This window comes from Frankia sp. AgB1.9 (assembly GCF_016786355.1).
In the GTDB taxonomy this organism is placed as follows: Bacteria; Actinomycetota; Actinomycetes; order Frankiales; family Frankiaceae; genus Pseudofrankia.
In genome coordinates this window covers 1-26,925 of sequence record NZ_JADWYX010000018.1, presented here as the reverse complement: position 1 = coordinate 26,925, position 26,925 = coordinate 1, and the positions used below count along the sequence as shown (strand labels likewise).

Below are 26,925 nucleotides of genomic sequence, written 5' to 3'. Positions count from 1 at the left end.
GGCCCGCGGGCGGGGGGGTGGCGGGGGGGGGCCCCGGGGCCGCCGCCGCCCCGGGTGCCGCGGCGCACCATGCTGCCCGGGCGGACGCCTCCGGGACGGCCCACGACAGCCGCCGAGCCACGGCGGCCGGGGCGCAGGTCGTTCGGCGACAGCCTGGTCGGCTGGGCGATGGTGTCGCCCAGCGTCCTGCTGATCGGGGTGTTCGGGCTGGTCCCCGTCGTCTGGTCCTTCGTGCTGTCGTTCCAGCACAGCGACCTGCAGACGCCGGCGACCTCGGCCGGCCTCGCCAACTATCGCGAGCTCGTCCATGACCCGCTGTTCGTCGCGTCCGTCCGCCACACGCTCGTCTACACGGCGATCTTCGTGCCGGTGACCCTGCTGCTGTCGCTGCTGGCGGCCGCCGCGCTCAACCGCCGGATTCGCGGGATCTCGGTCTACCGGCTGGCCTTCTTCATTCCGGTCGTGACGTCGACGGTCGCGACCGGAGTCATCTTCACCTGGCTGCTGGACCCGGCGTTCGGGTTCGTCAACATGTCGCTGGCGAAGGTGGGGCTGCCGACGTCGGGATTCTTCTCCTCGCCGCACGCGGCGCTGCTGTCGGTCGTCGCGATGACGGTCTGGGGCTGGACCGGCTTCGGCGCCCTGATCTATCTCGCCGGCCTCCAGGGGACCCCGAGCGACGTCCTGGAGGCCGCGCAGATCGACGGGTGCTCGAGGACCGGGGCGTTCTGGCGGGTCCAGGTGCCGTTGCTGCGGCCGGTCACTGGCTTTCTCACGGTGTGGCTGACAATCAACGCCCTCCAGGTCTTCGACGAGATCTTCGTGACGACCCGCGGCGGCCCGTTGAACGCGACGAACGTCGTCGTCTACTACCTCTACCGGCAGGCCTTCGAGTTCTTCCACGCGGGTTATGCCGCCGCGATGGCGACCGTCCTCTTCGTGATCATCGCGCTCGTCACCTGGGCGCAGTCCCGGTTCACTGGAGATGCCACGTCGGCGGAGCGGCCATGACGATCGCCGCGCCGCCTCGGCGACACCGTTGGCGCCGGCCCTCGGGCTGGCACCTCGTGCTCATCCCGTCGTCGCTGCTGATGGTGTTCCCGCTGCTCTTCATGCTGGGAACGGCGCTGTCCACGGTGGACGAGACCCGGAAGTTCCCGCCGGGCCTGCCGCACTCACCGCAGTGGGGCAACTTCGCGAAGGCCTGGAACGGGTCGCCGTTCGGCCACTGGCTGCTCAACAGCGCGATCGTGTCGGTGAGCTGCGTGGTGAGCAACCTGGTGTTGTGCGGCCTCGCCGGCTACGCGTTCGCGCGCCTGCGTTTCCCGGGCAGCCGGCTCGCGTTCGGCGCGATCCTCGCGACGCTGATGGTCCCGTTCCAGATCATCATGATCCCGACGCTGCTCATCGTGAAGTACCTCGGGATCGTCGACTCGCTGCCGGCCCTCATCGTCCCGAACCTGGTGACGCCGTTCGGGATCTACCTGCTGCGCCAGTTCTTCCTGACGCTGCCGGTCGAGCTGGAGGAGGCGGCGCTCATCGACGGCGCGAGCCGGCTGCGGATTCTGCGCAGCGTGCTGCTGCCCCTGATGGGCCCGCCACTGAGCACCGTCGCGGTGCTGACCTTCCTCACGGTCTGGAACGACTTCCTGTGGCCGCTGGTGGTGACCTCCTCGCCCGACGCGATGACCGTCCAGATCGGGCTCGCGACCTTCCAGAGCCAGCACTTCACGAACTGGCCGGTGCTCATGGCCGCGACGCTGATGAGCCAGCTCCCGGTGATGCTGCTGTTCCTCGCCGGCCAGCGGTTCTTCGTCAGCTCGATCGCGACGACGGGTATCAAGTAGCCGGGCGCCGACCCGGCCGGGTCGCCGCTGCCGGCCGGGTCGCCACTGCCAGCTGGGTCGCCACTGCCAGCTGGGTCGCTACTGGGTGAGCCGCTGGCCGCACCACTGGTTGCGGTCGGTGGCACCGGCCTCGGCGCTGGGGACGACGTCGTAGCCGGTGCCCGCGTCGTTCACCCGCATGAAGGTGTAGCAGCGCGCGATCTGGCCGAAGTCCTTCGTCATGTCGACCGGCCCCGGGAGCAGGCCGGACGTGTACGTACTGGCTCGCAACGCGTCGATGTACCCGGCCCGGGTCGGGCAGGGGCCCGCCTTCTGCAGGCCGTACAGGAAGAGGTCGGTGAGGATGTAGGTGACGAAGGCGAGCTCCTGGTCCGGCGGCTGGAGCTCGGGGGCGAAGTTGCTCATCGCGCGTAGGTAGTCCTGGTGGGCCTTGTCGCCGATCTGGAACGGGACGTAGGCGACGGCCGCGGTCAGGCCGCTGAGCGTCTTGCCGTACTTGCGCACCAGCGAGCTGTCGTAGCCGCTCGGCGCGAGGATGACCTTCAGGGACGCGCCGCCCGCCTTGATGCCGCGGACCAGCTCGGCCAGCTGGTCACCAGCGAACGCCGCGACCACGACGTCGACATGGGCCGCCTTCAGCTGCTCGCCCAACTTCTCCGGGTCGACCGAGTTCGGGCTGTAGAGAAAGTGGCCGGGCGCGGTCGGGATGCCGGCCGCCGCCAGGCTGGCGCCGATCTTCGCGCCGATGTCGGTCGCGTTCGCCGTGCCGTCGCTTTCGATGACGGCTGCCTTGGTGCCGCCCTGCGACTTCGCGTAGTCGCCGAAGGTCGTCACCGACGGGCCGGTGGTGAACACGTACGAGTACTCGAACATGTTGCGGTACTTGGGATCGGCCCAGAGGGCCTCGGCCGCGATTCCCGAGACCGGGATGTTGTTCTTGCGGAGGTACTCGGCGCTGCCGCCGGCGGCCACCGTCGCCTCTACGAGGCCGAAGACCTTCTGCCGCTCGACGAGGTCCTCGGCGCCTTCGAGATTCTGCCCCGGCGTCCCTGCGTCGTCGCGCCAGGAGGTCACGATCTTGCGCCCGTAGATGCCGCCGGCCGCGTTCGCCTCGGCGATCCGCGCGTCGAAACCGCTCTTGGAAGCGCTCAGCGCCGGAGCGACCGCGCCGCTGTTGGGGTAGATGAAGCCCAGCTGGATCTCGTTGGCGCTGTAGCCAGGCGTGTTGCACGCAGCCGCCGACGACCTGCTGGACGAGCTGCCGCCGGCCGCCCCGCAGCCGGCCGCCACCAGCGAGGTGGCGATCACAGCAGCCACCGCCGCGAGCACCCGAGAATGCCGATTGCCGAGCTGGCGAGCCAAGACGGCTCCTCCTTCGTCGTGACCCATGGGCCCGCTGTGGCCCATGGCCCTTCCCGGGCTGGTCGGTTCTGGCGCATCGTCCGAAGTCCGCGATCGGCCGGCGTGCACCGACCGATGAACGGACTGGGACCGGCCCCCGCGCCCGCCACGTGACAATCGTCACCGACCGGCCACCAAGGCCCAAAGTCTCTGGCTCCAGGCAAGGCCTTGTCGAGGGCGATCCGGCCAATTCTGCCCGGAATTGTGCGGGTGTTTTCCTGATCACCGAGATGAGGCGCGGGCACCACGGAGGGAAATGGATCGATCGTTTCTCCGGATGTCACTGTCCGGCGCGCGAGGCGAGACCGAGCCGTGGGTGGCCACTCACGGAGGCCCGCACAGCCAGTTGCGGAGCGCTGGTCCGCGCGGATCCGTCACGGGCCAGCTGGTGCCGTTATGTCCAGGATCCGGCACGGTCCGTGGCCACGACGGCCGGGTACGTCGCCGTCCGTTGGCTGGGCGTCGATCGGGTTGGGAACTGTTGGGAGCCTCGGGCGGCTCAGGCCAGCCCGTCGCCGGGTACCCGGACCCGGGTCGTCTCGATGACGGACGTCCGTGCGCCACCGAGCGCCGCCGAGTTCCAGTCTCGCGCCGACAGCAGGAACAGGGTGCGGCCGTCCGGTCCCCCCAGCGCGCACGCGATCGCCATCCGCTCGCCGGTGGGGATCCGGTCGGTCACCTCTCCGCCGGGCAGCACCCGCCGGAACTCGTGGGCCAGCGGGAACCCGGCCCAGATGCCGCCGTCGGCGTCCAGCGCGATCCCGTCCGGGGCCGCGTCCGGCGTGGTGGCGACGACCCGGCGGCCCCGCAGGCTCAGGTCGCTGTCCAGGTCGAACGCGGTGAACCGCCGGCCCTTGGACTCGGCGACCGTCAGCGTCCGGCCGTCCGCCGAGATCACCGCGCCGTTCGGGAAGCTCATGGCCGCCGCGGCGACCGAGGGCACGCCGTCGGGGGTGACTCGCAACAGCACACCGGTGTCCGGCGTCAGCGAGTAGCTGCCGACGAAGGCGGTGCCGTCGGCCGCCACGACCATGTCGTTGAGCTCGTCGTCGAGGAGGTGGCCGAGCCGGGCGTGCACGGCGTAGGACCCGTCCGGCGCGAGCCGCAGCAGCTCCCGGTCGGCCATCGAGACCACCAGCGCCGACCCGTCCGGCAGGAATCCGAGGCCCGAGGGCTTGCGTCCCGGCAGGTTCAGGACCCGGCTGGTCTCACCGGCCAGCGTCACCGTGTACACGGCCTCGCCGTGCATGTCGGAGAACCAGAGCCGCCCGTCCCGCCAGCGCGGGCCCTCCGCGAAGACGAAGCCGTCGGCCAGCAACGCCGGCTGGACGTCCGGGTCGAGCACGGTCATCGTGCCTCCTCAGCCCAGCAGCGGTTCGAGGCGGGCCCGGTCGGCGGTGTCGAGCGGGCGCAGGCCCTCGCCCTTGCCCGGCCGCCACAGCACCTGGCCGGGGCGCCACGCGTCCCGCCGCAGGCCCCGCTTGTCGATCTTCATGCTGGCCAGCTTCGGCAGCTCGTCTGTGACCCGGACGAAGGCCGGGACCCACTTGGGCCCGAGGTCGGGCTGCTCGGCCAGGAAGGCGTCGAAGGCCGCCGGGTCGAAGCCGGCCCCGGACCGCAGCTCGATCGCCGCCATCACCCGGTCGCCGACCGGGTCGTCCGGGACCGCGTAGACGGCGACCGAACGGACGTCGGGGTGGCGGGCGAGGATGGCCTCGACCGGCGCCGCGGCGAAGTTCTCGCCGTCGACGCGCAGCCACTCGTTCGAGCGGCCGGCGAAGTACAGCCAGCCGTCGGCGTCGCGGTAGGCCAGGTCACCGGACCAGTAAGCGCCGGCCCGGAACCGAGCTCGAGTGGCGTGCTCGTTCTTGTAGTAGCCCTCGAAGCCCGAGGCGGGGGCCGTCTCGACGATCTCGCCGACGGCCTCGTCGAGGTTGGCCGGCCGGCCCTGCGCGTCGAGCACCACCGGCGGGCACTCCAGGCCCGTCTCCGAGTCGAGCACCTTGACCGTCGGGTCGGCCGTGCCAAGCGCCCCGTCGGGCATGGACGGGTCCCGGCGGATGATGATGATGCCCTCGGTCGAGCCGTAGCTGTCGCGCACCGTGCTGCCGTACCGGCGGGCGAACTCCCGGATGTCCCGCGCGGACGCCTCGTTGCCGATGGCGAGGCGCAGCGGGTTGTCCGCGTCGCCGGCCTGTTCGGGGGTGGCGAGGATGTAGTTGAGGACCTTGCCGGTGTAGGTGAGCATGGTCGCGCCGAAGCGGCGCACGTCGGGCAGCGTGCCCGAGGCGGAGAACTTCGGCCGGGTCGCGAGCGGGACGCCGGCGTTCAGGGCCGCCGACCACCCGGTGAACAGCGAGCTGGAGTGGAAGAACGGCAGCGGCGAGTAGACCACGTCGCCCGCGGTCCCTTCGCCCGCCGTCCCGGAGCCCGCCGTCCCGGAGCCCCCTGCGGCGAGGCCCGCGACCCGGGCCACGTGCCCGCCGGTGCGGGCGAACCGTCCCTGCGTGCAGCGCACCGCCTTCGGCAGGCCGGTCGAGCCGGAGGTGAAGATCAGTAGGAAGAGGTCGTCCTCGGCGACGGGCCGGTCGGGCAGTCCGGCGGGCGCCGCGGCCACCAGCGCGGTGTACTCGTCGCTGCCGACGACGAGGGTGCGCTCGGCGCCGATCCCGGTGTCCAGGCCCTCGACCAGCGGCCGGTACTCCGGTGAGGTCACGAGAACCTGGCAGTCGGTGTGGCGCACCAGCTGGGCGAGCGCGTCGCCGCGGTAGGTGGCGTTGATGCCGACGACGACGGACCCGGAGAGGGCGGCCGCGGCGAGCCAGAACAGGTAGTCGGGAACGTTGTCGAGCAGGACGCCGACGTGGGGCGGCCGGTCCTGGTCGCGCAACGACTCGAAGACCGCGGCGCGGCGGGAGCCCTCCTCGGCCAGCTGCCGGAAGGTCCAGCGTTCGTCCCCGATGAGCAGCGCGGCCGCGTCGCTGTCGGACCGCTCGCGCAGCAGGTCACCCACGGTGGTCAAGCCACGTCACCTCCACGGTCGAGGTCGTCGACGGGACGCCGTCGGCCCGCGTTCGCCGTCCGCCGCCGCGTATGGCGACGTCGTCAATGTCGCCGCCTTCAATGTCGACGTCGACCTCGATACTCCAAGGACCCTAGCGACGGCCGGCGAGCCTGGCAACAGCCTGAGTCTGGCAACCGGCCGAGCCGGGCACCACCGGAGAAGCTCCGCCAGGCGGGGCCACCAGCAGGTCGAACCGCCGTCAGGCTGGGCCGGTGGAAGCCGGCGAGCTCGGGGCGAGGGTATCGGAGCCGGCAGGCAGCTTCGACCCACACCAGAAGCCGCTCGGGCTGTTGCCGCGGACCGGCGCGTAGCTGTCGCCCTCCGGGCTGACCTTGAGGAAGTTGAAGCACGCGTCCGGGTCCGCCGGCCTGCTCAGGTCCGTCGGCGCGAGCAGGCCACCCGCGTCGTAGTCGTGTACCTGCCGCAGGTTGGTGATGAATGACTGACGAGTGGGGCAGGCGCCGGCGAGTTCCAGGCCGCGGACCATCTCGTCGGCGGCGACGTAGGAAGTGATCGCCAGGTCGTCGAACGGGTTCATCAGTTCAGGCGCGTAGTTGGCCACCGCCTGCTCGTAGGCCGTGATCGCCGGGGACTTCTCCGTATAGGAGCGGTATCCCATCGTCATCGACATGCCGGCCATGGCGGCGCCACGCGTCCGAAGCTGCGTGGGGCCGTAGTTGCTGGCGCTGAGCGCGACGTTGAGCTTGATCCCCGCGGCCTTGGCTGCGGCGTAGATGTCAATGAAGGCGTCGGCCTGAACCGCGCCGATCAGGGCATCGGCTCCGTCCTGGCGCAGCAGCGTCGCCACCTTGGCCGGGTTGGACACGGTCTCGGAGTAGGTCGTCTGGCCGACGACCTGGACGCCCTGGCTCTGCAGGCTTGGGGCCAGCTGGATGGCGAGGTTCGCTGACGTCTCGGCGCTCGGGTCCCAGACGACGAGAGCCTTTGTCCCGCCCTGCGCCTTCACGTAGCGCCCGAACGTGTCCACCGCGCCGCCCTTGTTGAACAGGGAGCCGAAATGGAAGATGTTGCTGTACTCACCCCAGAGCGCGCTCGTCGCCAGGCCGGTCACCGGCACGTTCTTGGCGTGCAGCCAGTCCGCGGTCGGCCGGTCGAGGTCCACCGTCTGCGCGATCAGGGCGAAGGCGCCCTCCTGGACGACGAGGTCGTGGGCGGCCAGGGCGAACGCCCCGGTGTTCGCCTCGTCGTCACGCCATTCCAGGTCAATCTTGCGGCCGTGTACGCCACCGTTCGCGTTCGCCAGCGCGATTCGCGCGTCGACCGCGCTGCGCGCCGGCCGGAATGCCTCGGCGATCGGGCCGCCGGTGTCGGGATAGACAAAACCGATCTTGATGGAGTCGGCCGTCACGCCCGGCGCTCCACTCCTGCACGACGAACTGCTCGTTGTCCCGCCCGAATGCGACGACCCAGCGCAGCCCGTCATGGGTAACCCCAACAGCACGACGGCGACGCTGAGAACTCTGCGAACGCGGGAGCAACGGCTCTTCATGGTCTTCATCTCCGAGGAACGGCGTGGGGAGGTCCTGGCAGCGGCGGTGCACGGGCGGCGCACGAGGTCACGGCGGAACTCCCGCGCTGGAAATCGGGCTCGACAGCGTTCGCCTGTGGCGGGCCAGGCGGCTGTAATAACGGGCCAGGCGGCGGTGCAGGAACCGTCGGAACTCCAGGCCAGTCGCCGAGGGACCTGGAGCTCCGACGGGCGCCAACCCGTACGAAGCGGCGCAAAACGAGCATAACGGGTATTGGTGCGAGAAGTCTTGCGCGAATATAGCGGCAACCGCCGGCACTGGCGAGTGGACGACCGCGCCAACGGCACGCGAACGTCAGGCCGTCAGGAGAACCTGACGCTTCTTGCTTCGGGCATAGTCGGGCAGGTGGGTGGTAAGGCACCGCCGACCGCCGGCTGACGCCGGCCCACCACCATGGCGTTCAGAAAGGGGCTGGTGGTTCGTGGCGGCGGAAGGGCCGATGCCGGAGGAGCCGCTCTCCTCGGCCGAGGGCGACCGGCCGGTCGAGAGCCGCCGCGCGTACGAGAGCCCGCTGCGCCGCCAGCAGGCCGCGATGACGCAGGAACGGATCGTGGCCACCGCCGTCGAGATGGTGCGCGCGTTTCCGACCTGGGACTGGGACGGCCTGACCATCCGTGAGCTGGCCCGGCGCGCCGAGGTCAACGAGAGCACCATCTATCGCTACTTCGGCAACGAGCGCCGCCTTCGCGACACCGTCATGCGCCGGCTCCTGGAGGAGGCCGGCGTCGACCTGGACGGGCTGCGGCTGGAGGACTTCGGCGACGTCGTCGGCCGGATGTTCGACTACCTCTCGGCCTTCCCGACCGCCACGCCGACGCACGAGGACCCGACCTTCGTCGGCATCGACGAACGCCGGCGCGGCGCGCTCGTCGCCGCCGTGTCGACGGCCGCGGCCACCTGGACCGCGGACGAGTCCGAGCTCGCGGCCGCCATGCTGGACATGTTCTGGCACGTTCCGACCCACGAGCGCCTCATGGGCACCTGGAATCTCGACCGCGAACGGGCGACCCGCGCCGCACGCTGGGCCATCACGCTCATCGAGACGGCCATCCGGGACGGCAACGGACCCGGCGGTCCGAACCCGGCCACGGATGGGGCCTGACGACCGAACCCAGGCCGGCAGCCCGACCATTCGCATTCCACAAAAGCCGATCTTCTTCTGGTATATCGTCCCTTTCGGGGAACAAAGCCAGGCACGTGACGACGCGTCGCGGCCTGGCTACACCAGCGGGGGATGAATGTGGCGCGCGCGAAATCAGGATGAACTAGCCCGTCTTTTCGACATCGTCGTCCGCCACGCCCTGGACTACCTGGGCCGCGACACAACACACCCGGTTTCGACGCACGAGGCCCTCCAGCTACTCCGTACACAGCTAGGTGGAGACCTTCCGGCCGCCGGACAGAGTTCGGCCGAAGTATTGGAACAATTCATCGCGGCCGCCGAGCCTGGCCTCTCACCGTCGACCTCGGGCCGGTTCTTCGGATTCGTGACCGGTGGCGCCTACCCGGTGGCGGTCGCGACGGAATGGCTGACCTCCGTCTGGGACCAGACCCCGGTCCTGCACGTGTCCAGCCCGGCCGCCGCGGTGGTCGAGGAGACGGTCGCGGGCTGGCTCACCCAGCTGTTCGGCCTGCCCGCGACCACGTCGGTCGGGATCACGACGGGATGCGCCGCGGCGAACCTGATCGGGCTGGCCGCCGCGCGCCACCATGTGCTCGCCGCGGTCGGCTGGGACGTCGCGTCCGCGGGGCTGGTCGGCGCGCCGGCGCCGCGGGTGCTGGCGAGCCGGGGCTGCCACGTCACCGTCATCCGGGCGGCGCGGCTGCTCGGCCTCGGCGGGCAGATCCACCTCGTCGACACCGACGAGGCCGGCCGGATGCGCCTGGACCACCTCGCCCACCTGCTGGCCACGACCCACGGCCCGCTGATCGTGTGCGGCGAGGTCGGCGACGTCGACACCGGTGCCGTCGACCCGGTGGCGGCCATCGCCGAGCTGACCCATGCCCACGGCGGCTGGCTGCACCTGGACGCGGCGTTCGGGATGTGGGCCGCGGCCAGTCCTCGGCTGCGCGCCACGGTCCCGGGGCTCGCCGGCCTGGACCGGGCCGACTCGTGGGCCACCGACGCGCACAAGTGGCTGAACGTGCCGTACGACTGTGGCATCGCGCTGTGCGCCCACCCCACCTCACATCTGGCCGCTCTGCGCGCCCAGGCCGACTACCTCCCGTCGGCGTCGGGCGGGGTGCGCAACCCGATGGACTACACCCCGGAGATGTCCCGGCGGGCCCGGGCGCTGGTCCTGTGGACGACGCTGCGCCACCTCGGCGCGGACGGCGTCGCGGAGCTGGTCGAGCGGTGCTGCGCGCTGGCCCGGCGGATGGCCGACCAGCTGGCCCGCGTCGACGGGGTCACCGTCCTCGCCGAGGTGACGCTCAACCAGGTGCTGGTCCGGTTCACCCCGCCGCGCCACGGCCGCTCCCCCGACGCCCGGGACCTGGCCGGCCACGACACACCTACCGAGGACGCGCACACCGAGGCGGTCATCGACGCGTTCCAGCGCGGCGGGGTGGGCTGGGCGAGCCCGACCCGCTGGCGGGGGCGCACGGCGCTGCGGCTGTCGGTCTGCAACTGGCAGACCGACGCGGCAACCGTGGACGCCGCGGTGGACGCGCTCGTCACGGCGCACCGAGCAACGGCCGCCGCCCCCACCCGATCGCCAACTCTCCCCCGGCCCAGCCATCCGCACGACGACGACCTCATCTCGGAGGGAACGGCATGACCAGCGCGGAGTACCTGCGCACCGGACGACCCGACATCGAGGCAGTCGTCGAGACGCTGTGCCTGGCCTTCGCGGCCGACCCGGTGCTCACCTGGAACTTCCCGCTGGACCTGGCGAACCGGTCGGCGCTGGTCGCGGGGTTCTTCCGGGTGACCACCCAGATGATCCTCGATCACGGCGGCGAGATCGGCGCGACGGCGAACTACGAGGGGCTCGGGGTCTGGTCGCCGCCGGGCGCGACGGCGCTGTCCGAGGCCGAGACCGGCGACTTCCTCAACGCGCTGTTCACCGCGTGTGGCGAGGGCGGTGAACGAGCCGCGATCATCATGCAGGCCCTGGACGAGGCGCTCCCGGCCGACCTGCCCGCGCACTACCACGTGATGTTCGCCGCGGTCCGGCCCGGCGTGCAGGCCCAGGGCCATGCCCACGCGATCAGCAACCTGCTGGCGCGGGCCGCCAACGAGGCCGGCGCGGGGGTGTACGCGGAGGCGTCGAACCTGCGCAGCCTCGCCCTGTGGGAGCGGATGGGCCTGCGCCGGATCGGCCCGGAGATCACCCTGCCCGACGGCGGGCCGTCACTGTTCCCGATCTGGGGAGACGCCGGCACCTGGTCGCTGTCACCGACGCCGAAACCGCGGTCGGCGCCGGCCTGAGCTCTCCGTGGCTCTCCGTGGCCTGAGGTCTCCGTGGCCGGAACTGTCAGCGGGTGACCGATCGCGGGCTCGCGGCTGGTTCGCCGGAACCGCCGTCGGCGTGCGCCTGGTCCGTCTCCCGGCGCTGGTCGGGCCACGTCGCCCGGGGCTCGATGATCGGGGCGAGCAGATCGATCATCGTGGTGGTCCGGCCGGACCTGCAGTACTCGCGGCAGGCCCCGTCGTTCGCGCGACGTTCGAGGAGCTCCCAGCGGACCGTCCAGCCGGCATGCGCGGCGAGCTGGCGCAGGAAGGCCCGTTGGGTCCGCCCGTTGCCCTCCCGGAACGGGTGGATGGCGTTCAGCTCGCCGTAGAGCGAGGCGAACGCGGCGACGAACGGCCTTCGCTCCCGCGAGGAGAGGAACCCCCGGGCGGCCAGGCCGGCGAACAGCTGGTCCATCCGGACACCGATGTACTGCGCCGGGCAGAACGGCACGTTCCCCTTCGAGATGTTGCCGACGCGGGTCTGGCCTGCCCAGTCGTAGACATCCTGGAACAGCTGGCGGTGAAACCTCAGCAGGTGCGCGGCGTCATACGCGCCGGGCACGACCGAGGCCGTGAGCTCGACGGTGCGCACACCGACGATCTCGTGCTCGGCCGAGTCGAGCTTCTCCGGGTCCCGAAGGTCGAGGAAGTTGCGCAGGCAGTCGGTGCCCGGCCAGCAGTAGGGGTCGTCATTCATGGGGTGCCGTCACGACGCCCGATTCCTCCGAACCAGCTCGGCGACGATGTCGTCCGCCGCCCGTGTCCCCGTGGCCGCCGCGCGCAGCAGGTCGACCTCGGGTGGACCGAACTCGTGGCCCTCCAGGCGCGCGCTGCCGACGGCGACGAGCACCGCGACGTCCGGGGAGGCCCGGAGCCGGTCGTAGTAAATGGCCATCACCGTCGGGTCGACGAACCTCGTCGACCGTCTGGCGACGCGGCGCCCCTGCCGAGCGAGCCGCCACGGCGCCTCGGCGCGCACGATCCGGGCCAGCTCCCCGTCGGGGAACGGGCCGTACGACCTCAGCACCCACTCGATCACGTCGCGCGCACGCGCGCCGACCCTGCGCGGGTCGCCCGCCGGCCATTCGTGCACCTGGTCCCGGCCGTCAGCCTGGTCGTGCAGCCGGAGCACGACCGGTCCGTCGGCCCGCGCCTCGATCGGGTCCTCGAACAGGTGCACGTGGTGGTCGGCGAGGTGCCAGGCCTGGGTGTAGTAGACGAGCCGCTGAAGCCGTGCGGGGTCGACCGCGCCAAGACGCTCCAGCAGGTAGGCGGCGACGTCGTCGACGCTCTCCGCCATCGCGCCTCCCGCCCGGACGAGATCCCCCGCGGACGTGATCGCTTGGCGCCGGCAGGGGACCCGTCCAGGCGACCCGTGCTGCCGTTCACGTCCGGCATGCCCATTCGTTACCCATTTTAGGGTCAGGCCGGGCCCGTCGCAGGCCGCTGAGCTGTTCTTCCTGCCCCGTGCGCAGCGCCAACGGGCCGCCACCGGTCCTCGGACGGCACCGGTCCGCGCGCGGCCCGTCCCGGCGGGTCTCTGCCGACCGCGACGATTATGGTCAGCGTCTATGCAGAATTCGTTTTGCTCGTACTGCGGCACCCGTTACCAGCCCGACGCGTCGTGGCCCCGGCTGTGCGGCGCCTGCGGCGAGACAACGTGGCGCAATCCACTTCCGGTCGCGGTCGCCCTGCTGCCCGTCACCATGCCCGAAGGTGGCTCCGGTCTGGTCGTGGTGCGCCGCGATATCGACCCGGGCCGCGGCGAGCTCGGGCTGCCCGGCGGCTTCATGGAGGTCGGCGAGGTCTGGCAGGAAGCCGCGGTGCGCGAGCTGCGGGAGGAGACCGGAATCCTCGCGGACGCGGCCGACGTCCGCCTGTTCGACGTGCACAGCGGGCGCGACGGCGGGGTCCTGCTGGTGTTCGGCCTGCTGCCCGAGCGGCCGCTGGCCGACCTGCCGCCGGTGACGGCGTCGAACGAGACGGTGGAATGGCTCGTCCTCACCCAGCCGCAGCGCCTCGTCTTCCCGACCCACACCGACGCGATGGCCGCCTACTTCGCCAGGACAGATGGGCTCACCTCGGTTCCCGCCACCTGATCCCACGTCGGCCCTCTCGCGATCCTCGCTGTCCGCGAGCGTGCCGCCGGGGGCAGCGTCCGGTGGCGTTCCGGAAGATCCGCCGTCACGCCTATGCTGCCCGAATGGAGCCCGGTCCGTCCTTGCCCACAGAGCCGGTTCCCGCTCAGGCCGCGATTCCGCGCCAGGTCTCGGGCCCACTACCCGAGTCCGACACCGTCAGCGGGCTGACTGATGACGCGGCCGGCGAGAGCGGGGAGCAGCCGTTCGCCATCCCGAACATCCCGCTGATCCGGAGCCGGGCCGCCGGGGAGCAGCGGGCGACATTCTTCGAGCTCTTCTTCGACCTGGTCTACGTCTTCGCCGTCACGCAGCTTTCGCACTACCTGCTCGCCGACCTCAGCTGGCCCGGCGCCGCCCGCGCCACCTTCATGCTCGTCGTCATCTACTGGGCCTGGAACTACACGACCTGGATGGCGAACTGGTTCGACCCGCGCACCGTGACCGTCCGCCTCGTGCTCGTGTTCGTGATGATGGCGAGCCTGCTGATGGCCATCGCCGTGCCGGACGCGTTCGGCGGGCGCGGGCTGCTGTTCGCGGCCAGCTACGTGACGTTGCAGGTGGTACGGAACGTCTTCGTCGTCGTGGTCTGCCCGACCGGTCGCTTTCGCCGGAACTTCGGCCAGATCCTGGCCTGGAGCCTGCTGACCGCACCGCCGTGGATCGTGGGCGCGTTCGTGGACGGCAACGCGCGCTGGGGGCTGTGGGGCGCCGCGCTGCTCATCGACCTGACGGCGCCGCTCGTCCTGTACTGGCTGCCGGGACTCGGCTCGACCCCGACGAGCCAATGGCAGGTCGAGGGCAATCACTTCGCCGAACGCTTCCAGCTCTTCGTCATCATCGCGCTCGGGGAAAGCATCGTTCTCGCCGGCGCGACCGCGTCCGAGTCAAGGCTCACCGTCACGGTCGCCGTCGCTCTCGGGGTCGCGTTCCTGCTGTCGACCGCGCTGTGGTGGCTGTACTTCGGCCAGGTGTCCGAGGTGGTGGCGGCGCGGATCGGGCACAGCGCCCCGACCGAGGCCGGCAAGCTCGGTCGGGACGTCTACACCTACCTGCACCTGCCGATCATCGCCGGCATCGTGCTGGCCGCCGTCGGGCTGGAGCTGGTGATCGCGCACCCGGAAGAGCCGATCGGCCTGTCCGGCGCGCTGGTGGCGTTCGGCGGCCCGGCACTGTTCCTGGCCGGTCTCGCCACCTGCTGCGCCCGGGTCGGCCGCCGGCACGCGTGGTGGCCGGTCGGGGTGGCCGGCGCGCTGCTCGCCGCCGCTCCCCTCCTGACCTCGCTCGACCGGCTGGCTGCCATGGGCATCCTGACCGCCGTCCTGATCACGTCCGCGGCCGTCGAGCAGTCCCGCGACGACGCACCCACGCAGACGGGGGACGTCGAGGTCTAGTCGGTGGGTGGACCGGCTGGTCCGTTGAGGTAGGTGATGACGGCGCGGACGCGGCGGTGCTCCTCGGCGGTGGGGAGCAGGCCGAGCTTCGTGAAGATGCTCGCGACGTGCGTCTCGACCGTGCGCAGACTGACGACGAGCCGGGCCGCGATCGCCCCGTTGGACAGGCCCTGGGCCATCAGGCTCAGGACGTCGCGTTCCCGCTCGCTGAGCGTGGCACCGGCACCGAGCGGAGAGCGCCGCTGGACGAGCGCGCGGATCACGACGGGGTCGACCACCGAGCCACCCGCGGCGACCCGACGGACCGCGGCGAGGAAGTCGTCGATCTCGATCACCCGGTCCTTGAGCAGGTAACCCAGCCCGCCGGCGCCCGCGGTGAACAGGTCGAGCGCTCCGCCGACCTGCACGTGCTGGCTCAGCAGCAGGACGGCCGTGCCCGGATGGTCGGCGCGGATCGCGCGGGCCGCGCGCAGGCCCTCGTCGGTGAACGTCGGCGGCATCCGGATGTCGACGATCGCGAGGTCGGGTGCCTCGCGGGCGACATGGTCGAGCAGGCTGTCCGGGTCACCGACGACTCCGGTGACCGTGATCCGGTCGTCCGCCAGAATTCGCAGCACACCCTCCCGGAGCAGCACCGCGTCATCGGCGATGACCACCCGCAGTGCTTGATCGTCGTCCGGGCCGGCCCTGCCATCCGCTATCCGCATGGCAGCTCCGCGCGCAGCTCCGTCGGGCCGCCGGGCGGGCTGGTGACGACGAGCCGGCCTCCGCAGCCCTCGACCCGGTCGGCGAGCCCGCGCAGCCCGCTGCCCGCGCCGGCGGCGGGCGGACCAGCCGTATCCGGGCCGATCACGGCGCCGCCGACGCCACCGTCGACGACGGCGACCGTCAGGCACGACTCGTGACAAGAGGCGGTGACCGTCACCCAGGCGCCGGACGCGTGCTTGGCGGCGTTGGCGAGGCCTTCCGCGACCACGAACCAGCCGGTCGCCTCGAGCGACGGGCCGTGCCGGTGTTCGGGCAGCCCGAGCAGCCGGACGCCGGCCGGTGCCCGGTCGACGAGCTCGCGCAGTGCTGGGCCGAGGCCCTCGGAGGCCAGCGCCGCAGGTAGCAGCCCGGCCGCCAGTGCCCGCAGGTCCTCGACCGCCGCGCGCAGCTCGTCGACCGCCAGATCAAGCAACGGACCGGTCGCCGGGTCGAACGCGTCGCCGTGGCGGCGCTGCTCAGAACGCAGCCGCACCGCGAGCGCGACGAGGCGCTGCTGGGCGCCGTCGTGCAGGTTGCGTTCGATCCTGCGGCGCTCGGCATCGGCCGCCGCCACGATCCGGCCTCGGGACGCCTGCACGGCGGCCAGCTGGACCCGCAGCTCGGCCTGCAGACGGGCGTACTCCAGTGGCATTGCGGCGGCCGCGAGCACCGCGTCGAGCAGACCGGCCTCGTGTGGGGGAAACCGCCGGCAGATCAGCGCCCCCAGCTCGCCAGCGGCTGGACCACGACCCGCGCCATCACGCCCGGCCCGGCTGGTCAGCCGTCGCTCGGTGCGCGTTGCCGCCCGCGCCGGGACCTCGGCGGGGGTGCCGGTGGCGTCGACCAGACGGCCGTCGTCGAGCGTGAACAGCAGGACCAGCTCAGGGTCGCGCAGCGCCGCGGCAAGGACGTCGCGGAGCTCACCTGGCACGGCGGGCGTCGTCCCGAGCCGGTCGGCATAGGCACGGACGCGGTCGACGGCGTCGAATCGGCGGCGGTCGAACCAGCGGTCGATCCTGGCCTGAACGGTGCGTCGGGCCGGGCTGACCAGCGCCGCCGCGGCGAGCGTCGCGCAGGCGACCGCGACGCTGCGGCCGTGCGCGAGGCCGGCGGTCACCAGGCCAAGGCCGGCGGCGCACCCGGCATAGGTGGCGGCGGCCAGGACGGTCAGCGTGCCGTAGACGAGGGTGCGGTTGATCAACCGGTCGACGTTCCACAGCTGGTATCGCTCGATCGCGAGGAGCATCGCGGCGACGGTCACCAGCGTGCCGGCCAGGTTCAGCCCGGCGCGAGGAGCGACGACGTCACCGGCCAGGTTCAGGACCACACCGGCCCCGCCCCCGAAAAGCTGCCACTTCACCTGCTGGCGCACGACCGGCGCGGCGTGGCGCAGCCGGCTGATCAGGCTCGCGAGCCCCAGCGACAGACCGGTCAGCACGGCGGCGACCACCACGCCGAAGGCGACGACGACGATAGCCGGCGCCACGCCGGGCGGGGTCGGCGCTTCTGGCAGGGTCCGTGGGCCGCGGTACGGCCAGCTCAGGGCCGCGACGACGACGACCGCCGCGAGCGCGACCGGGACGGGCAGCTGGGCGAGCCGCCAGCGCCGGCCCGGGGGCAGCCGGCCGGCCGGGAACCACAGCAGGAGCAGGGGCGCGAGCGCCGGTGCCGGCAGCCTGGACCAGAGGGACAGCCAGGAGGCGACCGGACCGCCGGGCCCTGTACCTGGACCGGTCAGATAGATATGGCCAGCCCACGCCATGGACAGAGTGAAGACCATCCTCGACGCCCCGGTGACTGCGAAGACCCACGCCAGCCGGTTACCGGGCTCCCGGTGCGCGATCGCGGCGCCCAGTAGCGGCAACGTCACGGCCAGCACCGTCGAAAGACCCAGGTCGCCTCGGACGAACCGGTCCCACGTCAGCCCGTCGCGCACGGCCACGACGATGGCAAGAGCGGTGCCCGCGCCCGATCCCGCCGCCAGCAGCCACAGGACCCACCGCTGCCAGGGCGAGCCGTCTCCCGCCGCCGAGTGCGCGCGCCGGGACAGCGACAGGCCTGACGGGGTCCTCTGTTCCGGCTGGTCCACGCGCGGGTCGCCATCGACGACCAGCCGCGTCACGGCGACGCTGGCCGGTCCTTCGTCACTCACACCCCCATGGTCACCCAGACCGTCGCGAACGCGCCTCCGTGCGGGCACGGAGCGGATAGTCCCGGGCGCTCACGGACGCGGAGGTCCCTGGTGACAGCGGACAGTTCACCTCGACTCCTCACCTCGACACCCCTGGCACCAACGGGAGACAGCGGCCGCAGCCGGCGGCCCGCCGTCCGCGACACCACTGGAGGTCCCCATGTCCGCCATCCTTCCCCTGCTCGGCGGCCTGTTGCTCGGCCGGTTCGCCCACCTGCGTCTCGCGCTGGGCATCCAGGTGGCGCTCTACGCCATCGCCGCCGCGACACTCATCGCGACCGCGCCCAGCCACGACGCCAGCTACACCGACGGCCTTCTGCTCAGCCTGGTACTCGCGCCGCTTTCCGCGCTGACGTTCTTCATCGGCTGGCGCTGGCGGCGGCACGCCCAGCGCGTCTGACGCGGGTCACCGCCGGACCCCGCCCGATGCCTGTTTCCCGGGCGTCACCGTGACTGTGATCCTGCTGGCGCCGGGCTGGGCCAGCAGGCGCAGCACCGTCGCGCTGGCCGGCGTGGCGACCTTGGCACCGTCGACCTCGACGACGTAGCCGTTCGGGAAATGGACCGCGGGCAGGGCGATGTCGGTCTCGGCTCCGGCCGGGAAGGCGCGGGTGCCGTCGGCCCGGCGGGTGGTGTAGACGAGCTGGAACGTCCCGTTCGTAAAGGACCACGACACGGGCGTGCCGGCGACCACGCGCGGGTACGGCTCGGCAAGCGTCGCCAGCTTCGCGGTGTTGACGTTCGGGCCGGTCGGCGGCTGGGCCGGGTCGTACACCAGCGCCTGTTTTTCCACTTCCTGGCTGGTCTGGTTCCTTTCCTTGCCGTAGGCCCATTCCAGCCAGCTCACCTGGTCGCGGTCGGCCGTGGCGATCACCTGGGCGAGATAGGTCAGGTCGTTCGTCGCGCCGAACTCGGTGAGCAGCTCGGGGATGCCGTGCGCGGCCGTATAGGTCTGGGCGTTGGCGAACTTCGGGCCGTCCTCGGCCGGGCAGGTGTCGCTCCTGCCACTCACCGACTCCGTGGCGCAGTAGACATGGAAGGCGAGCCCGGTACGCGGATCGGCGACCGTTCCGAGATGAGTGGGGACGCCGACGTCGAACAGGAGGTTGGGCTCGAACCAGATGGTCTTCGCCGGATCGGCGCGCCGGATCGCGGTGTCCACCCGCTGGTAGAACACGGTGAGGCGGGTGTCGAAGTCCGGGCAGCCGACGTGGGTGTCCGCGCAGGCAGGCCACGGTGTCCCCGGCCAGGGCTCGTTCAGCAGCTCGTAGCCGAACACCGCCGCGTTGTCGCGGAAGTAACCGGCGACGTGTGCCCAGGCAGCGGCCAGGTGGTCCTCCAAGCCGATGCCGTCCGGGCCCGGCGCGTTGGACCAGAACTGGTCGAAGGCGTTTTTCAGCGCGGGATTGTTGAAGTAGTTCGCGGGGAAGCCGAGCTCCGGGTTCGGCTGACCGCCGTCCTGGACCGCCCAGGCCGGAGCGCCTTCACCCTGGAAAGCCTCGTTGTACAGGTCCTGGTGGAAGTCGAGCAACGCCACGATGCCGTGGCCGGCGAGAACGCGCACCGTGTCGGCGAGCGAGGCGAGGTAGCGGTCGTCAAACCGGCCCGGCTGCGGCTCGACCGCGGCCCAGATGACGCCGAGCCGGACCGCGTCGAATCCGTTGGCGGCCAGGAAGGCGGCGTCGTCGCTGCCGAAACCGTCGGAGGACGGGGTGTACGGCGCCACCTTGTACACCTCGTTCAGGCCGTGCAGGATGACGACCCGACCGGCCGCGTCGGTGATCCACCGACCGGTCTGGCCCAGTGGCAGCACCGCCCCGGTGGGCGCGGGCGGGCGGTTGGGTCTGGCAGGCTGGTCGGTACCGCAGCTCACCACCAGCAGCACCACGATTCCGACCAACGTCAACAGGCCACTGACGCGTCGCCCAGGCATCGCGATACCCCGTCCTGATCGACTACCAGGAGCGGGACAATACAACAGTTTTCGCCCAGACAATCCAATCAGCGGACTGGTCGCCAACCGGGAGTCGGACCGGATCGGGATTACCGGCCGCCACGACCCGGCTGCCGACCCGCCGGAGCCCGGACGTTCTGGTTGACTCCCTGCCATGGCCGACGATGATCTCGCCGATTTCGAGACGACGACCTTCACACACGACGGCAAGACTCGAACGGTGTACCGATCCGGCACCGGCCCGGCCGTGATCGTGATCGCCGAGATGCCGGGGATCACTCCGAAGGTCGCCGCGTTCGCCCGCAAGGTCGTCGGCATCGGCTGCACGGCGGTGATGCCGCACCTTTTCGGCGTCCCCGGCAAGGACCCGCTCGACGGCGGCCGGCTGGGTGCCCTGCGGTACACGATGTCGTCGTTGGTTCCCGCCTGCGTCAGCCGGGAGTTCACGATCTGGGCGACGAACCGCACGTCACCTGTCGTCTCCTGGCTGCGCGCCCTCGCCGCCGACGAGCACACCCGCTGCGGCGGGCCTGGCGTCGGCGCCGTCGGCATGTGTTTCACCGGCGGATTCGCGCTCGCGATGGCGACGCACCCCAGCCTGATTGCTCCCGTACTGGCGGAGCCGTCGCTGCCTTTTCCTATCAGCAAGGCCCACAAGAAGACCATCGACTGTTCCAGCACCGACCTGGAAGTGGTCAAGGGGCGGTGCACGGCGGAGGGCTTGCAGGTGCTCGGCCTGCGCTTCAAGGGCGACGGCCTCTCGCCCGGTGCGCGCTTCCGGTCCCTGCGCGAACAGTTGGGCGCCGCCTTCGTCGGTGTCGAGCTCGACGACAGCAGCGCCAACCCCGCGGCCACGATGAAGCCGCACTCGGTCCTCACCGAGCACCTCATCGACGAGCCCGGCCAGCCCACCCGGGCCGCGCTCGACCAGGTCCTGGAGCTCTTCCGCACGCGGCTCCTGCCGGCCTAGCACACAGATAGTGGACCGAGTCCACTACTTGCTAGACTGGGTCCATGACTGCTCCCGCCCAGTCCGCGGTCGCACAGTCCCCGGTCGCACAGTCCCCGGTCGCGCAGTCCCCGGTCGCGCAGTCCCCAGCCGCCCAGTCCGGCACGGCGGCGGAGGGCGTCGCCGCGGTGCGGCGGTTCGACCGCTTCTACACGGACGCCGTCGGCGCGCTGCGCAGCGGACTCCTCGACAGCCCGTACAACCTCACCGAGGCCCGCGTCCTCTACGAACTGGCCCAACGCCCCACCACGTCGGCCGCCGAGCTGCGCCGCCAGCTCGACGTCGACGCCAGCTACCTCAGCCGCATCCTGCGCCGCTTCACCTCCGACGGGCTGACCCAGACCACCGCGGCGGCGGACGACGGCCGCCGCCGCGCCATCCGGCTCACCGCGCGCGGCCGGGAGACGTTCGCCGAGCTCAATCGACGCTCCGACGACCGGGCCCATCGCTTCCTCGACGTCCTCGGCGAATCCGACCGGCAGCGCCTGCTCGCGGCCATGGAGACCATTCAGAACGTCCTCAGCGGCCATCCCCGGGCCGGCCTCGCCGTGATCCGGGCACCGCGGCCCGGCGACCTCGGCTGGGTGATCCGCGCCAACGCCGAGGTGTACGCGCAGGAGTTCGGCTGGGACGCCAGCTACGAGGCCCTCGTCAGCCGGATCGTCAGCGACTACGCCTCGGGCCGCGACCCGGCCCGCGAGTCCGCCTGGATCGCCGAGATCGACGGCGAACCGGTCGGCTGCGTCCTCTGCGTCCGCCACGACGACACCACCGCTCAGCTTCGTCTGCTGCTGGTGGAGCCCTCCGCCCGGGGGCTCGGCCTCGGTGGCCGCCTCATCGACGAATGCCTCGGCTTCGCCCGCCGGACCGGCTACGACCGGATCCGGCTGTGGACGAACAGCGTCCTCACCGACGCCCGACGCGGCTATGAACGTGCCGGCTTCACCCTCGTCAGCTCTGAGCCACATCACTCCTTCGGCCACGACCTCATCGGCCAGATCTGGGAGCTCGACCTCTGACTCCGAAGATCGACACCGGCACCCGGTGACCCGGTATCTGGCAGAATGGCGACGGGCTGGGAAGTGATGAACGTCGATACGAAAGTCGGCGTCATTGCCGGTCGAGGCATCCGGCAGTGCAGGCCGCCGGGGTTGGGCGACCATCATGAGACAGGCGATGTCCACTCTCGAACTGGCCGATCTTCCCGATCCGGCGGCGGTCCCGGTCCAGCCTGCGCGGAGCCGTTGAGATGACCAGCCAGCACCCGGCCAACGAGTGGGCACGCATCCCGCCCGCTCCCGCCGACTCCGGCAGGGTCGTCAGCTGTGACCTCGTGTTCGGCGTCGACGAGCCCGCGGACATCGCCTTCCAGATCGCCGTCGCCCGGTCCGGCCGGATCCACGCCGAACGACTCGACGTGACGACCGACGCGAGGCCCCTTCCGCGGCCGACCGAGCTGGCTGGACCGCACGGTGGTCGCCTGCATCTGCTGCGCGCGCCGCGCGGGACCCTCTCGGTGTCCTACCGGGCCGAGCTCGTGAGCCCGGAGGCCGAGCAGCCCGAGGGCCGCGCCAATTCGGCCGGCGGCCAGCTCACGATGGAGCAGCTGACCTTCCTGCGACCAAGCCGCTACTGCCCTTCGGACCACGTCGTCGGTCTCGCGGTCGCCGAGTTCGGCCGCCTGCCGGCGGGACGAGCCCGGGTGGAGGCGATCACGGACTGGATCCATCACCGGGTCGCCTACGTCGTCGGTTCCAGCGCGGTCCACGACTCGGCCGAGGACACGCTGCTCACCGGGCAGGGCGTGTGCCGGGACTTCGCCCACCTGGGCATCACGCTGTGCCGAGCGCTGGAGGTGCCAGCCCGGTTCGCCGCCGTCTACGCGCCGGGGCTGGACCCGATGGACTTCCATGCCGTCTTCGAGGCCTGGATCGACGGCGGGTGGCGGACCTACGACGCGACCCGCAAGGTCCCCCGGTCCAGCCTGGTCCGGATCGCCACCGGCCGCGACGCCGCCGACGCCGCCTTCGCCGACGTGCTGGGGGGCTTCGCCAACCTCCAGGCCATCGAGGTCACCGCGACGGTCACCGGAAATCTCCCCGTCGACGACCATTCGGCGGACGTTCACCTTTACTGAGTTCTGGACCTACCGCGACTCACTGACGTTTCTCGGGCATTGCCGGCAACCCGACCGGTGCGATTCCGGGGTTGACGTCCGCATGGCGATGACGGGACGGCGGCCCGACCGGTGGACGCGCTGTTTTGTCGGAGGCCCCGGCTAGCGTTCCCGACCGGGGCGCGCGGCGTCCTTCGCGGGACTCATCAGCAGGACCTATCAGGAGGTCGGCATGGCCGAGTTCACCTCTTACGAGCCGGGTACACCAAGCTGGGTCGATGTGGCCAGCTCCGACCTGGCGTCGTCCAAAGCCTTTTATGGCGCGCTCTTCGGCTGGGAGGCGCAGGACCTGCCCGACCCGGCCGCCGGCGGCTACGGCTTCTTCCTGCTGCGCGGCAAACTGGTCGCCGGCTACGGGCCGACGATGGCGCCCGGTCAGCCATCGGCGTGGGCGACCTACATTCAGGTCGACGACGCGGACAAGACGGCCGAGGCGGTGCGAGGCGCCGGCGGCTCGGTGCTCGCCGCGCCGATGGACATCCCCGGCGAAGCCGGCCGGATGGCCGTGTGCACCGACCGCGAGGGGGCGTTCTTCTCGGTGTTCCAGCCCAACCAGCACAAGGGCGCGCAGCTGGCCAACGAGCCGGGGGCCTTCTGCTGGAACGAGCTGGACAGCCGCGACCTCGACGCCGCCAAGGCCTTCTACCCGGCGGTCTTCGGCTGGACTGTCGAGGGTGGCGCCGACGGCGGCTGGGAGTACTACGAGTGGAAGCGCGGGGGCACCGCGACCATCGCTGGGCTGATGCCGATGCCTCCTGGCGTCCCGGCTCAGGTCCCGCCGCACTGGGTGACGTACTTCGGGGTCACCGACACGGACGCGGCCGTCGCCGAGGCTCAGCGTCTGGGGGCGACCGCCGTCGCCGGGCCGATGGACAGCCCCGCTGGCCGGTTGGCGGTCCTCACCGGGCCCCAGGGCGAGGTGTTCGCGGTCATCAAGCTCTGAGCCCAGCGGGCGCCGGCCGGCGATCGACCGGGCAGGTTGGGGGCGCGCCATCGCATTGGGCGGTTTTGCGCCCCAACCCGCCACTACGATCATGGCTATGGCACGGGGGTGGCCACTTACCGGGCGCCGCGACGAGCTCCGCCTGATCGAGACCGCGCTGCGCCGGTCCGGAGGCCGGGCCGGCGGTTTGCTGCTGGCCGGCGCGGCCGGGGTCGGGAAGACCCGGCTCGCCCGCGAGGCGGCGGCCACGGCTCGACGCCGGGGAGTCGCCGTCCGGTGGGTGAGCGCGAGCGCGACGGCTCGCCGGCTTCCGCTGGGCGCGTTCGCGCCGTGGCTGGGCGGAATCGAGGGCGATCCGGCCGCCGTGCTGCGACGGGCGCGGCGCGCGCTGCTCGCCGAGGTGGGCCGCGCCGCGCTCATGGTCGTCGTCGACGACGTGCACCTGCTCGACGACGTCTCGGCGCTGCTGGTCCAGCAGCTGGCGCTCCGGGACTCCGCGACGCTGCTGCTCACGGTGCGGGCTGGCGAGCCGGTACCGGACACGGTCACCGCGCTGTGGAAGGACGGGCACGTCGGCCGCCTGGAGCTCGGGCCTCTCCCGCAACCGGAGACCGACGCGCCGCTGGCCGCGGCGCTGGGCGGCCCGGTCGACAGCGCGAGCGCCGCACGGATCTGGGCGCTGACCCGCGGCAACGCGCTGTTCGTCCAGCAACTCGTGGAGGGTGAGCGGGAGGCCGGGCGCCTGCGGCAGGTGAGCGAGGTGTGGCGGTGGTCGGGCGAGCCGGTGCTCACGGCCGGGCTCACCGAGCTGGTCCGGACCCGGATGGGCCGGCTCCCCGACAACCTGCGCGACGTCGTCGACGTCCTCGCCGTCGGTGAGCCGCTGGGGGTGCCGGTGCTGGCCCGGCTGACCGGGCCGGACGTGGTGGAGGAGGCGGAGGACCGCGGCCTGGTCGTGGTCGATCGTGACGGCCGGCGGCTGCGCGCGACGCTCGCGCACCCGCTGTATGGGGAGGTCCGGCGGGCCGACCTCGGCTTGCTGCGTGCCCGCCGGCCGCGCGGCCGCGTCGCCACGGCACTCGCGCAGACCGGCGGGCGGCGCGTCGACGACACCCTTCGCCGTGCCGTGCTCGCCGCGGACTCCGACCTCGCGGCGGACCCGGACCTGCTGACGTCCGCCGCCGGCAGCGCGCTCGGGTTCGCGGGCCTGGCCCTCGGGGAGCGGCTCGCGCGAGCGGCGGTCGGGGCCGGCGGCGGCTTCGAGGCTCGGCTCGCCCTCGCCTTCGTCCTGAGCTTCGGCAACCGCGGGCAGGAGGCCGAAGACGAGCTGTCCGTGCTCGACGGACTCGCCAGAGATCAGCTCGAACAGGCACAGGTCGCCGTCACCCGGGCTGGCAACCTGCATTTCATCCTGCGCCGCCCCGACGATGCCGAGGCTGTTCTCGCCCGTGCCGAGGCGGCGCTGGCCGGTGGTGACGAACGGGCGCCGTCGGTGGCGCGCAGCGAGCTGGCCGCGATCCGCGCGGCGCTCCTGACCTTCCGCGGCAGGTCCGAGGAGGCGTTGGGGCACGCCACCGCGGCGCTCGCCGGGCCGGCTGTCTGCGACCGGGCGGTGGTGTTGGCGACCTGGGGCCTGGTCGGCGGCCACGGGAAGCGCGGGCAGGCCGACCGGGCGCGGGCCGCGGCGCCGCGCGGCCACGCCGCGGCGGCCCGTGATCCCGGGCTCGCCGTGCTGGCCCAGGTGCTGCTGCATCTGCAGATCGACGTCCTCGTCGGCGCCGGCTACCTGTCCGAGGCGCTGGACCTCGCCCGACCGCAGCCGCCTGATCGGCGCCCTCCGAAGAGTGGGGCCGGCCACCAGAATTGTCTGGTAGGTGTATCCGGCCTCGCCTAGGGAAGAGGACCGATCAACCAGTTGATCGGTTCGAACCAGCATTGATGAGGTCAGAAATGACCAGTGATATTTCCTCCGCGACCGGTGCGCCACGTGACGCGTCCGTTGGGCGCCTTGTCGGTCGTCTGTCCGAACAGGTAAGCCATCTCGTTCACGGGGAGATGGCGCTCGCCGAGACGGAGCTGAAGCGCAAAGGCGCCAAGGCCGCCGCCGGTGGAGGCCTGTTCGGTGGCGCCGCCGTGGTGGGCGTCTTCGGAGTCGGCACCTTGGTGGCGTGCGCCGTGCTCGGCCTGGCGACGGTGCTGTCCGCCTGGCTCGCCTCACTGATCGTCGCCGCCGCGCTCCTCCTCACCGCCGGGGTCCTGGCCCTCGCCGGCAAGAAGGACCTCCAGGCGGCGACGCCCCCGCTGCCCACCGATGCGATCAACAGCGTGAAGCAGGACATCCACACCGTTGCGGAGGCAACCCGGCGATGACGAACACGAACGCGACCACCCCGTCCGACACCTCCACCCCCGACCCCGACGAGCTGCGCGCGGACATCGACCAGACCCGCGCCGACCTCGCGGAGACCATCGACGCCCTCGCCGCGAAGGTGGACGTCCCGAGCCAGGTCAGGGCGAAGGCCGTCCAGGCCGGGCACGTGGTCAGCGAGACCGCCAGCAAGGCCGGGCACCGCGCCGCCGAGCTGGCGGGCCCGGCCCTGAGCAAGGCCACCGAGCTGACCGGCCCGGCGCTCGCGAAGGCGACCGAGCTCACCGGACCCGCCCTCGCGAAGGCGACCGAGGCCACCGCGCCCGCGCGGGCGAAGGCCGCCGCTGTCGCCGGTTCGGCGAAGGACAAGGCGGTCGCGGCCGCGCAGCCCGGGCTGACCAAGGCCACCGAGGCCACGGCCCCCGCGCGGGCCAAGGCCGCCGAGATGACGGGCCGGGTGAACGACGCCACCAACGGTGGAGTCGACACCGTGACCGAGACTGTGAGCGGCGCCGCGACCACGGTCGCCGGGGCGGCCCGCCGCCGGCCGGTGCTGGTCCCGGCCGCCGTCAGCGCACTGGTTCTCGCCGTGGTGGCCAGGCGGCGGAAGAAGAAGTAGGCAACAGCGCGGGGGGGGGGGGGGGGGGGGGGGGGCGCGCGGGGGGCCCCCCCCCAGGGGGGGGGCC

Annotated in this window: 24 protein-coding genes; 15 read left to right on the top strand and 9 right to left on the bottom strand. The window is 71.9% G+C overall.

What is annotated here, in order from left to right; translation table 11 throughout:
• Positions 1-69 precede the first annotated feature (69 nt).
• Together I6A60_RS09050 and I6A60_RS09045 are read left to right on the top strand one after the other, a co-directional pair.
• The gene (locus I6A60_RS09050; protein ID WP_374486905.1) at positions 70-1,011 is read left to right on the top strand and encodes a carbohydrate ABC transporter permease; all 942 of its coding nucleotides are present in this window, start codon (positions 70-72) and stop codon (positions 1,009-1,011) included.
• The gene (locus I6A60_RS09045; protein ID WP_203014488.1) at positions 1,008-1,847 is read left to right on the top strand and encodes a carbohydrate ABC transporter permease; all 840 of its coding nucleotides are present in this window, start codon (positions 1,008-1,010) and stop codon (positions 1,845-1,847) included. The genes I6A60_RS09050 and I6A60_RS09045 overlap by 4 nt, the downstream gene beginning before the upstream one ends.
• Positions 1,848-1,925: 78 nt before the next feature.
• Here I6A60_RS09045 and I6A60_RS09040 read toward each other — a convergent pair whose 3' ends face one another.
• From I6A60_RS09040 to I6A60_RS09025, 4 genes are all read right to left on the bottom strand, one after another.
• On the bottom strand, positions 1,926-3,209 hold the full coding sequence (locus tag I6A60_RS09040; RefSeq protein ID WP_203014490.1) for an ABC transporter substrate-binding protein: 1,284 nt from the start codon (positions 3,207-3,209) through the stop codon (positions 1,926-1,928).
• Positions 3,210-3,747: 538 nt separating this feature from the next.
• Positions 3,748-4,599: an SMP-30/gluconolactonase/LRE family protein gene (locus I6A60_RS09035; RefSeq protein WP_203014492.1), complete on the bottom strand. Its 852-nt coding sequence runs from the start codon at positions 4,597-4,599 to the stop codon at positions 3,748-3,750.
• Between the two features lie 9 nt (positions 4,600-4,608).
• A complete protein-coding gene (locus tag I6A60_RS09030) occupies positions 4,609-6,261 on the bottom strand; it encodes an AMP-binding protein (RefSeq protein ID WP_307873602.1) in 1,653 nt (550 codons plus the stop codon).
• Positions 6,262-6,511: 250 nt separating this feature from the next.
• On the bottom strand, positions 6,512-7,681 hold the full coding sequence (locus I6A60_RS09025; RefSeq protein WP_307873596.1) for an ABC transporter substrate-binding protein: 1,170 nt from the start codon (positions 7,679-7,681) through the stop codon (positions 6,512-6,514).
• Positions 7,682-8,301: 620 nt separating this feature from the next.
• Here I6A60_RS09025 and I6A60_RS09020 point away from each other — a divergent pair.
• The 3 genes from I6A60_RS09020 (at position 8,302) to I6A60_RS09010 (ending at position 11,295) form a co-directional block, all read left to right on the top strand.
• On the top strand, positions 8,302-8,964 hold the full coding sequence (locus I6A60_RS09020) for a TetR/AcrR family transcriptional regulator (RefSeq protein WP_238435073.1): 663 nt from the start codon (positions 8,302-8,304) through the stop codon (positions 8,962-8,964).
• A 136-nt stretch (positions 8,965-9,100) separates the two neighbouring features.
• Positions 9,101-10,642 carry a pyridoxal-dependent decarboxylase gene (locus I6A60_RS09015; RefSeq protein ID WP_203014501.1) on the top strand — a complete coding sequence of 514 codons (1,542 nt, stop codon included), beginning with the start codon at positions 9,101-9,103 and terminating at the stop codon, positions 10,640-10,642.
• On the top strand, positions 10,639-11,295 hold the full coding sequence (locus I6A60_RS09010) for a GNAT family N-acetyltransferase (RefSeq protein ID WP_203014504.1): 657 nt from the start codon (positions 10,639-10,641) through the stop codon (positions 11,293-11,295). Before I6A60_RS09015 ends, I6A60_RS09010 begins: the two co-directional genes overlap by 4 nt.
• Before the next feature lie 46 nt (positions 11,296-11,341).
• Here I6A60_RS09010 and I6A60_RS09005 read toward each other — a convergent pair whose 3' ends face one another.
• Together I6A60_RS09005 and I6A60_RS09000 are read right to left on the bottom strand one after the other, a co-directional pair.
• Complete coding sequence (locus I6A60_RS09005) at positions 11,342-12,016, bottom strand: Fic family protein (protein ID WP_203014507.1); 675 nt, start codon at positions 12,014-12,016, stop codon at positions 11,342-11,344.
• Between the two features lie 9 nt (positions 12,017-12,025).
• Positions 12,026-12,619 (bottom strand): Panacea domain-containing protein, encoded by a 594-nt coding sequence (locus I6A60_RS09000; protein WP_203014509.1) that lies wholly within the window; start codon positions 12,617-12,619, stop codon positions 12,026-12,028.
• A gap of 271 nt (positions 12,620-12,890) precedes the next feature.
• On the opposite strand from I6A60_RS09000, the gene I6A60_RS08995 reads away from it, so the two are divergent.
• Both I6A60_RS08995 and I6A60_RS08990 read left to right on the top strand, forming a co-directional pair.
• On the top strand, positions 12,891-13,418 hold the full coding sequence (locus I6A60_RS08995; RefSeq protein WP_203014511.1) for an NUDIX domain-containing protein: 528 nt from the start codon (positions 12,891-12,893) through the stop codon (positions 13,416-13,418).
• A gap of 104 nt (positions 13,419-13,522) precedes the next feature.
• The gene (locus tag I6A60_RS08990; protein WP_238435071.1) at positions 13,523-14,851 is read left to right on the top strand and encodes a low temperature requirement protein A; all 1,329 of its coding nucleotides are present in this window, start codon (positions 13,523-13,525) and stop codon (positions 14,849-14,851) included.
• Here I6A60_RS08990 and I6A60_RS08985 read toward each other — a convergent pair.
• On the bottom strand, positions 14,848-15,513 hold the full coding sequence (locus I6A60_RS08985; protein ID WP_203014539.1) for a response regulator transcription factor: 666 nt from the start codon (positions 15,511-15,513) through the stop codon (positions 14,848-14,850). The two genes, I6A60_RS08990 and I6A60_RS08985, sit on opposite strands and share 4 nt — an antisense overlap.
• A gap of 35 nt (positions 15,514-15,548) precedes the next feature.
• A complete protein-coding gene (locus I6A60_RS43410; protein WP_203014514.1) occupies positions 15,549-17,750 on the bottom strand; it encodes a sensor histidine kinase in 2,202 nt (733 codons plus the stop codon).
• Positions 17,751-17,949: 199 nt separating this feature from the next.
• Here I6A60_RS43410 and I6A60_RS08975 point away from each other — a divergent pair, with 199 nt between their 5' ends.
• Positions 17,950-18,189 carry a hypothetical protein gene (locus tag I6A60_RS08975; RefSeq protein WP_203014515.1) on the top strand — a complete coding sequence of 80 codons (240 nt, stop codon included), beginning with the start codon at positions 17,950-17,952 and terminating at the stop codon, positions 18,187-18,189.
• Between the two features lie 6 nt (positions 18,190-18,195).
• Here I6A60_RS08975 and I6A60_RS08970 read toward each other — a convergent pair whose 3' ends face one another.
• Positions 18,196-19,722 (bottom strand): cellulase family glycosylhydrolase, encoded by a 1,527-nt coding sequence (locus tag I6A60_RS08970; RefSeq protein ID WP_203014516.1) that lies wholly within the window; start codon positions 19,720-19,722, stop codon positions 18,196-18,198.
• Between the two features lie 175 nt (positions 19,723-19,897).
• Here I6A60_RS08970 and I6A60_RS08965 point away from each other — a divergent pair, with 175 nt between their 5' ends.
• The 7 genes from I6A60_RS08965 to I6A60_RS08935 all read left to right on the top strand — a co-directional run bounded on the left by I6A60_RS08965 (position 19,898) and on the right by I6A60_RS08935 (position 26,858).
• Complete coding sequence (locus tag I6A60_RS08965) at positions 19,898-20,713, top strand: dienelactone hydrolase family protein (protein WP_203014518.1); 816 nt, start codon at positions 19,898-19,900, stop codon at positions 20,711-20,713.
• A 44-nt stretch (positions 20,714-20,757) separates the two neighbouring features.
• Positions 20,758-21,771, top strand: coding sequence for a helix-turn-helix domain-containing GNAT family N-acetyltransferase (locus I6A60_RS08960; protein ID WP_203055591.1), 1,014 nt, complete (start codon positions 20,758-20,760; stop codon positions 21,769-21,771).
• Between the two features lie 230 nt (positions 21,772-22,001).
• On the top strand, positions 22,002-22,889 hold the full coding sequence (locus tag I6A60_RS08955) for a transglutaminase family protein (RefSeq protein WP_203014521.1): 888 nt from the start codon (positions 22,002-22,004) through the stop codon (positions 22,887-22,889).
• A gap of 211 nt (positions 22,890-23,100) precedes the next feature.
• Complete coding sequence (locus I6A60_RS08950) at positions 23,101-23,871, top strand: VOC family protein (protein WP_203014523.1); 771 nt, start codon at positions 23,101-23,103, stop codon at positions 23,869-23,871.
• 97 nt (positions 23,872-23,968) lie between these two features.
• Entirely contained in the window at positions 23,969-25,765 is a 1,797-nt protein-coding gene (locus tag I6A60_RS08945; protein ID WP_203014525.1) for an AAA family ATPase, read from the top strand.
• 44 nt (positions 25,766-25,809) lie between these two features.
• Complete coding sequence (locus tag I6A60_RS08940; RefSeq protein ID WP_307873595.1) at positions 25,810-26,241, top strand: phage holin family protein; 432 nt, start codon at positions 25,810-25,812, stop codon at positions 26,239-26,241.
• Positions 26,238-26,858, top strand: a complete 621-nt coding sequence (locus tag I6A60_RS08935; RefSeq protein ID WP_203014529.1) for a DUF3618 domain-containing protein — start codon at positions 26,238-26,240, stop codon at positions 26,856-26,858. Before I6A60_RS08940 ends, I6A60_RS08935 begins: the two co-directional genes overlap by 4 nt.
• The last annotated feature ends 67 nt before the right edge of the window (positions 26,859-26,925 follow it).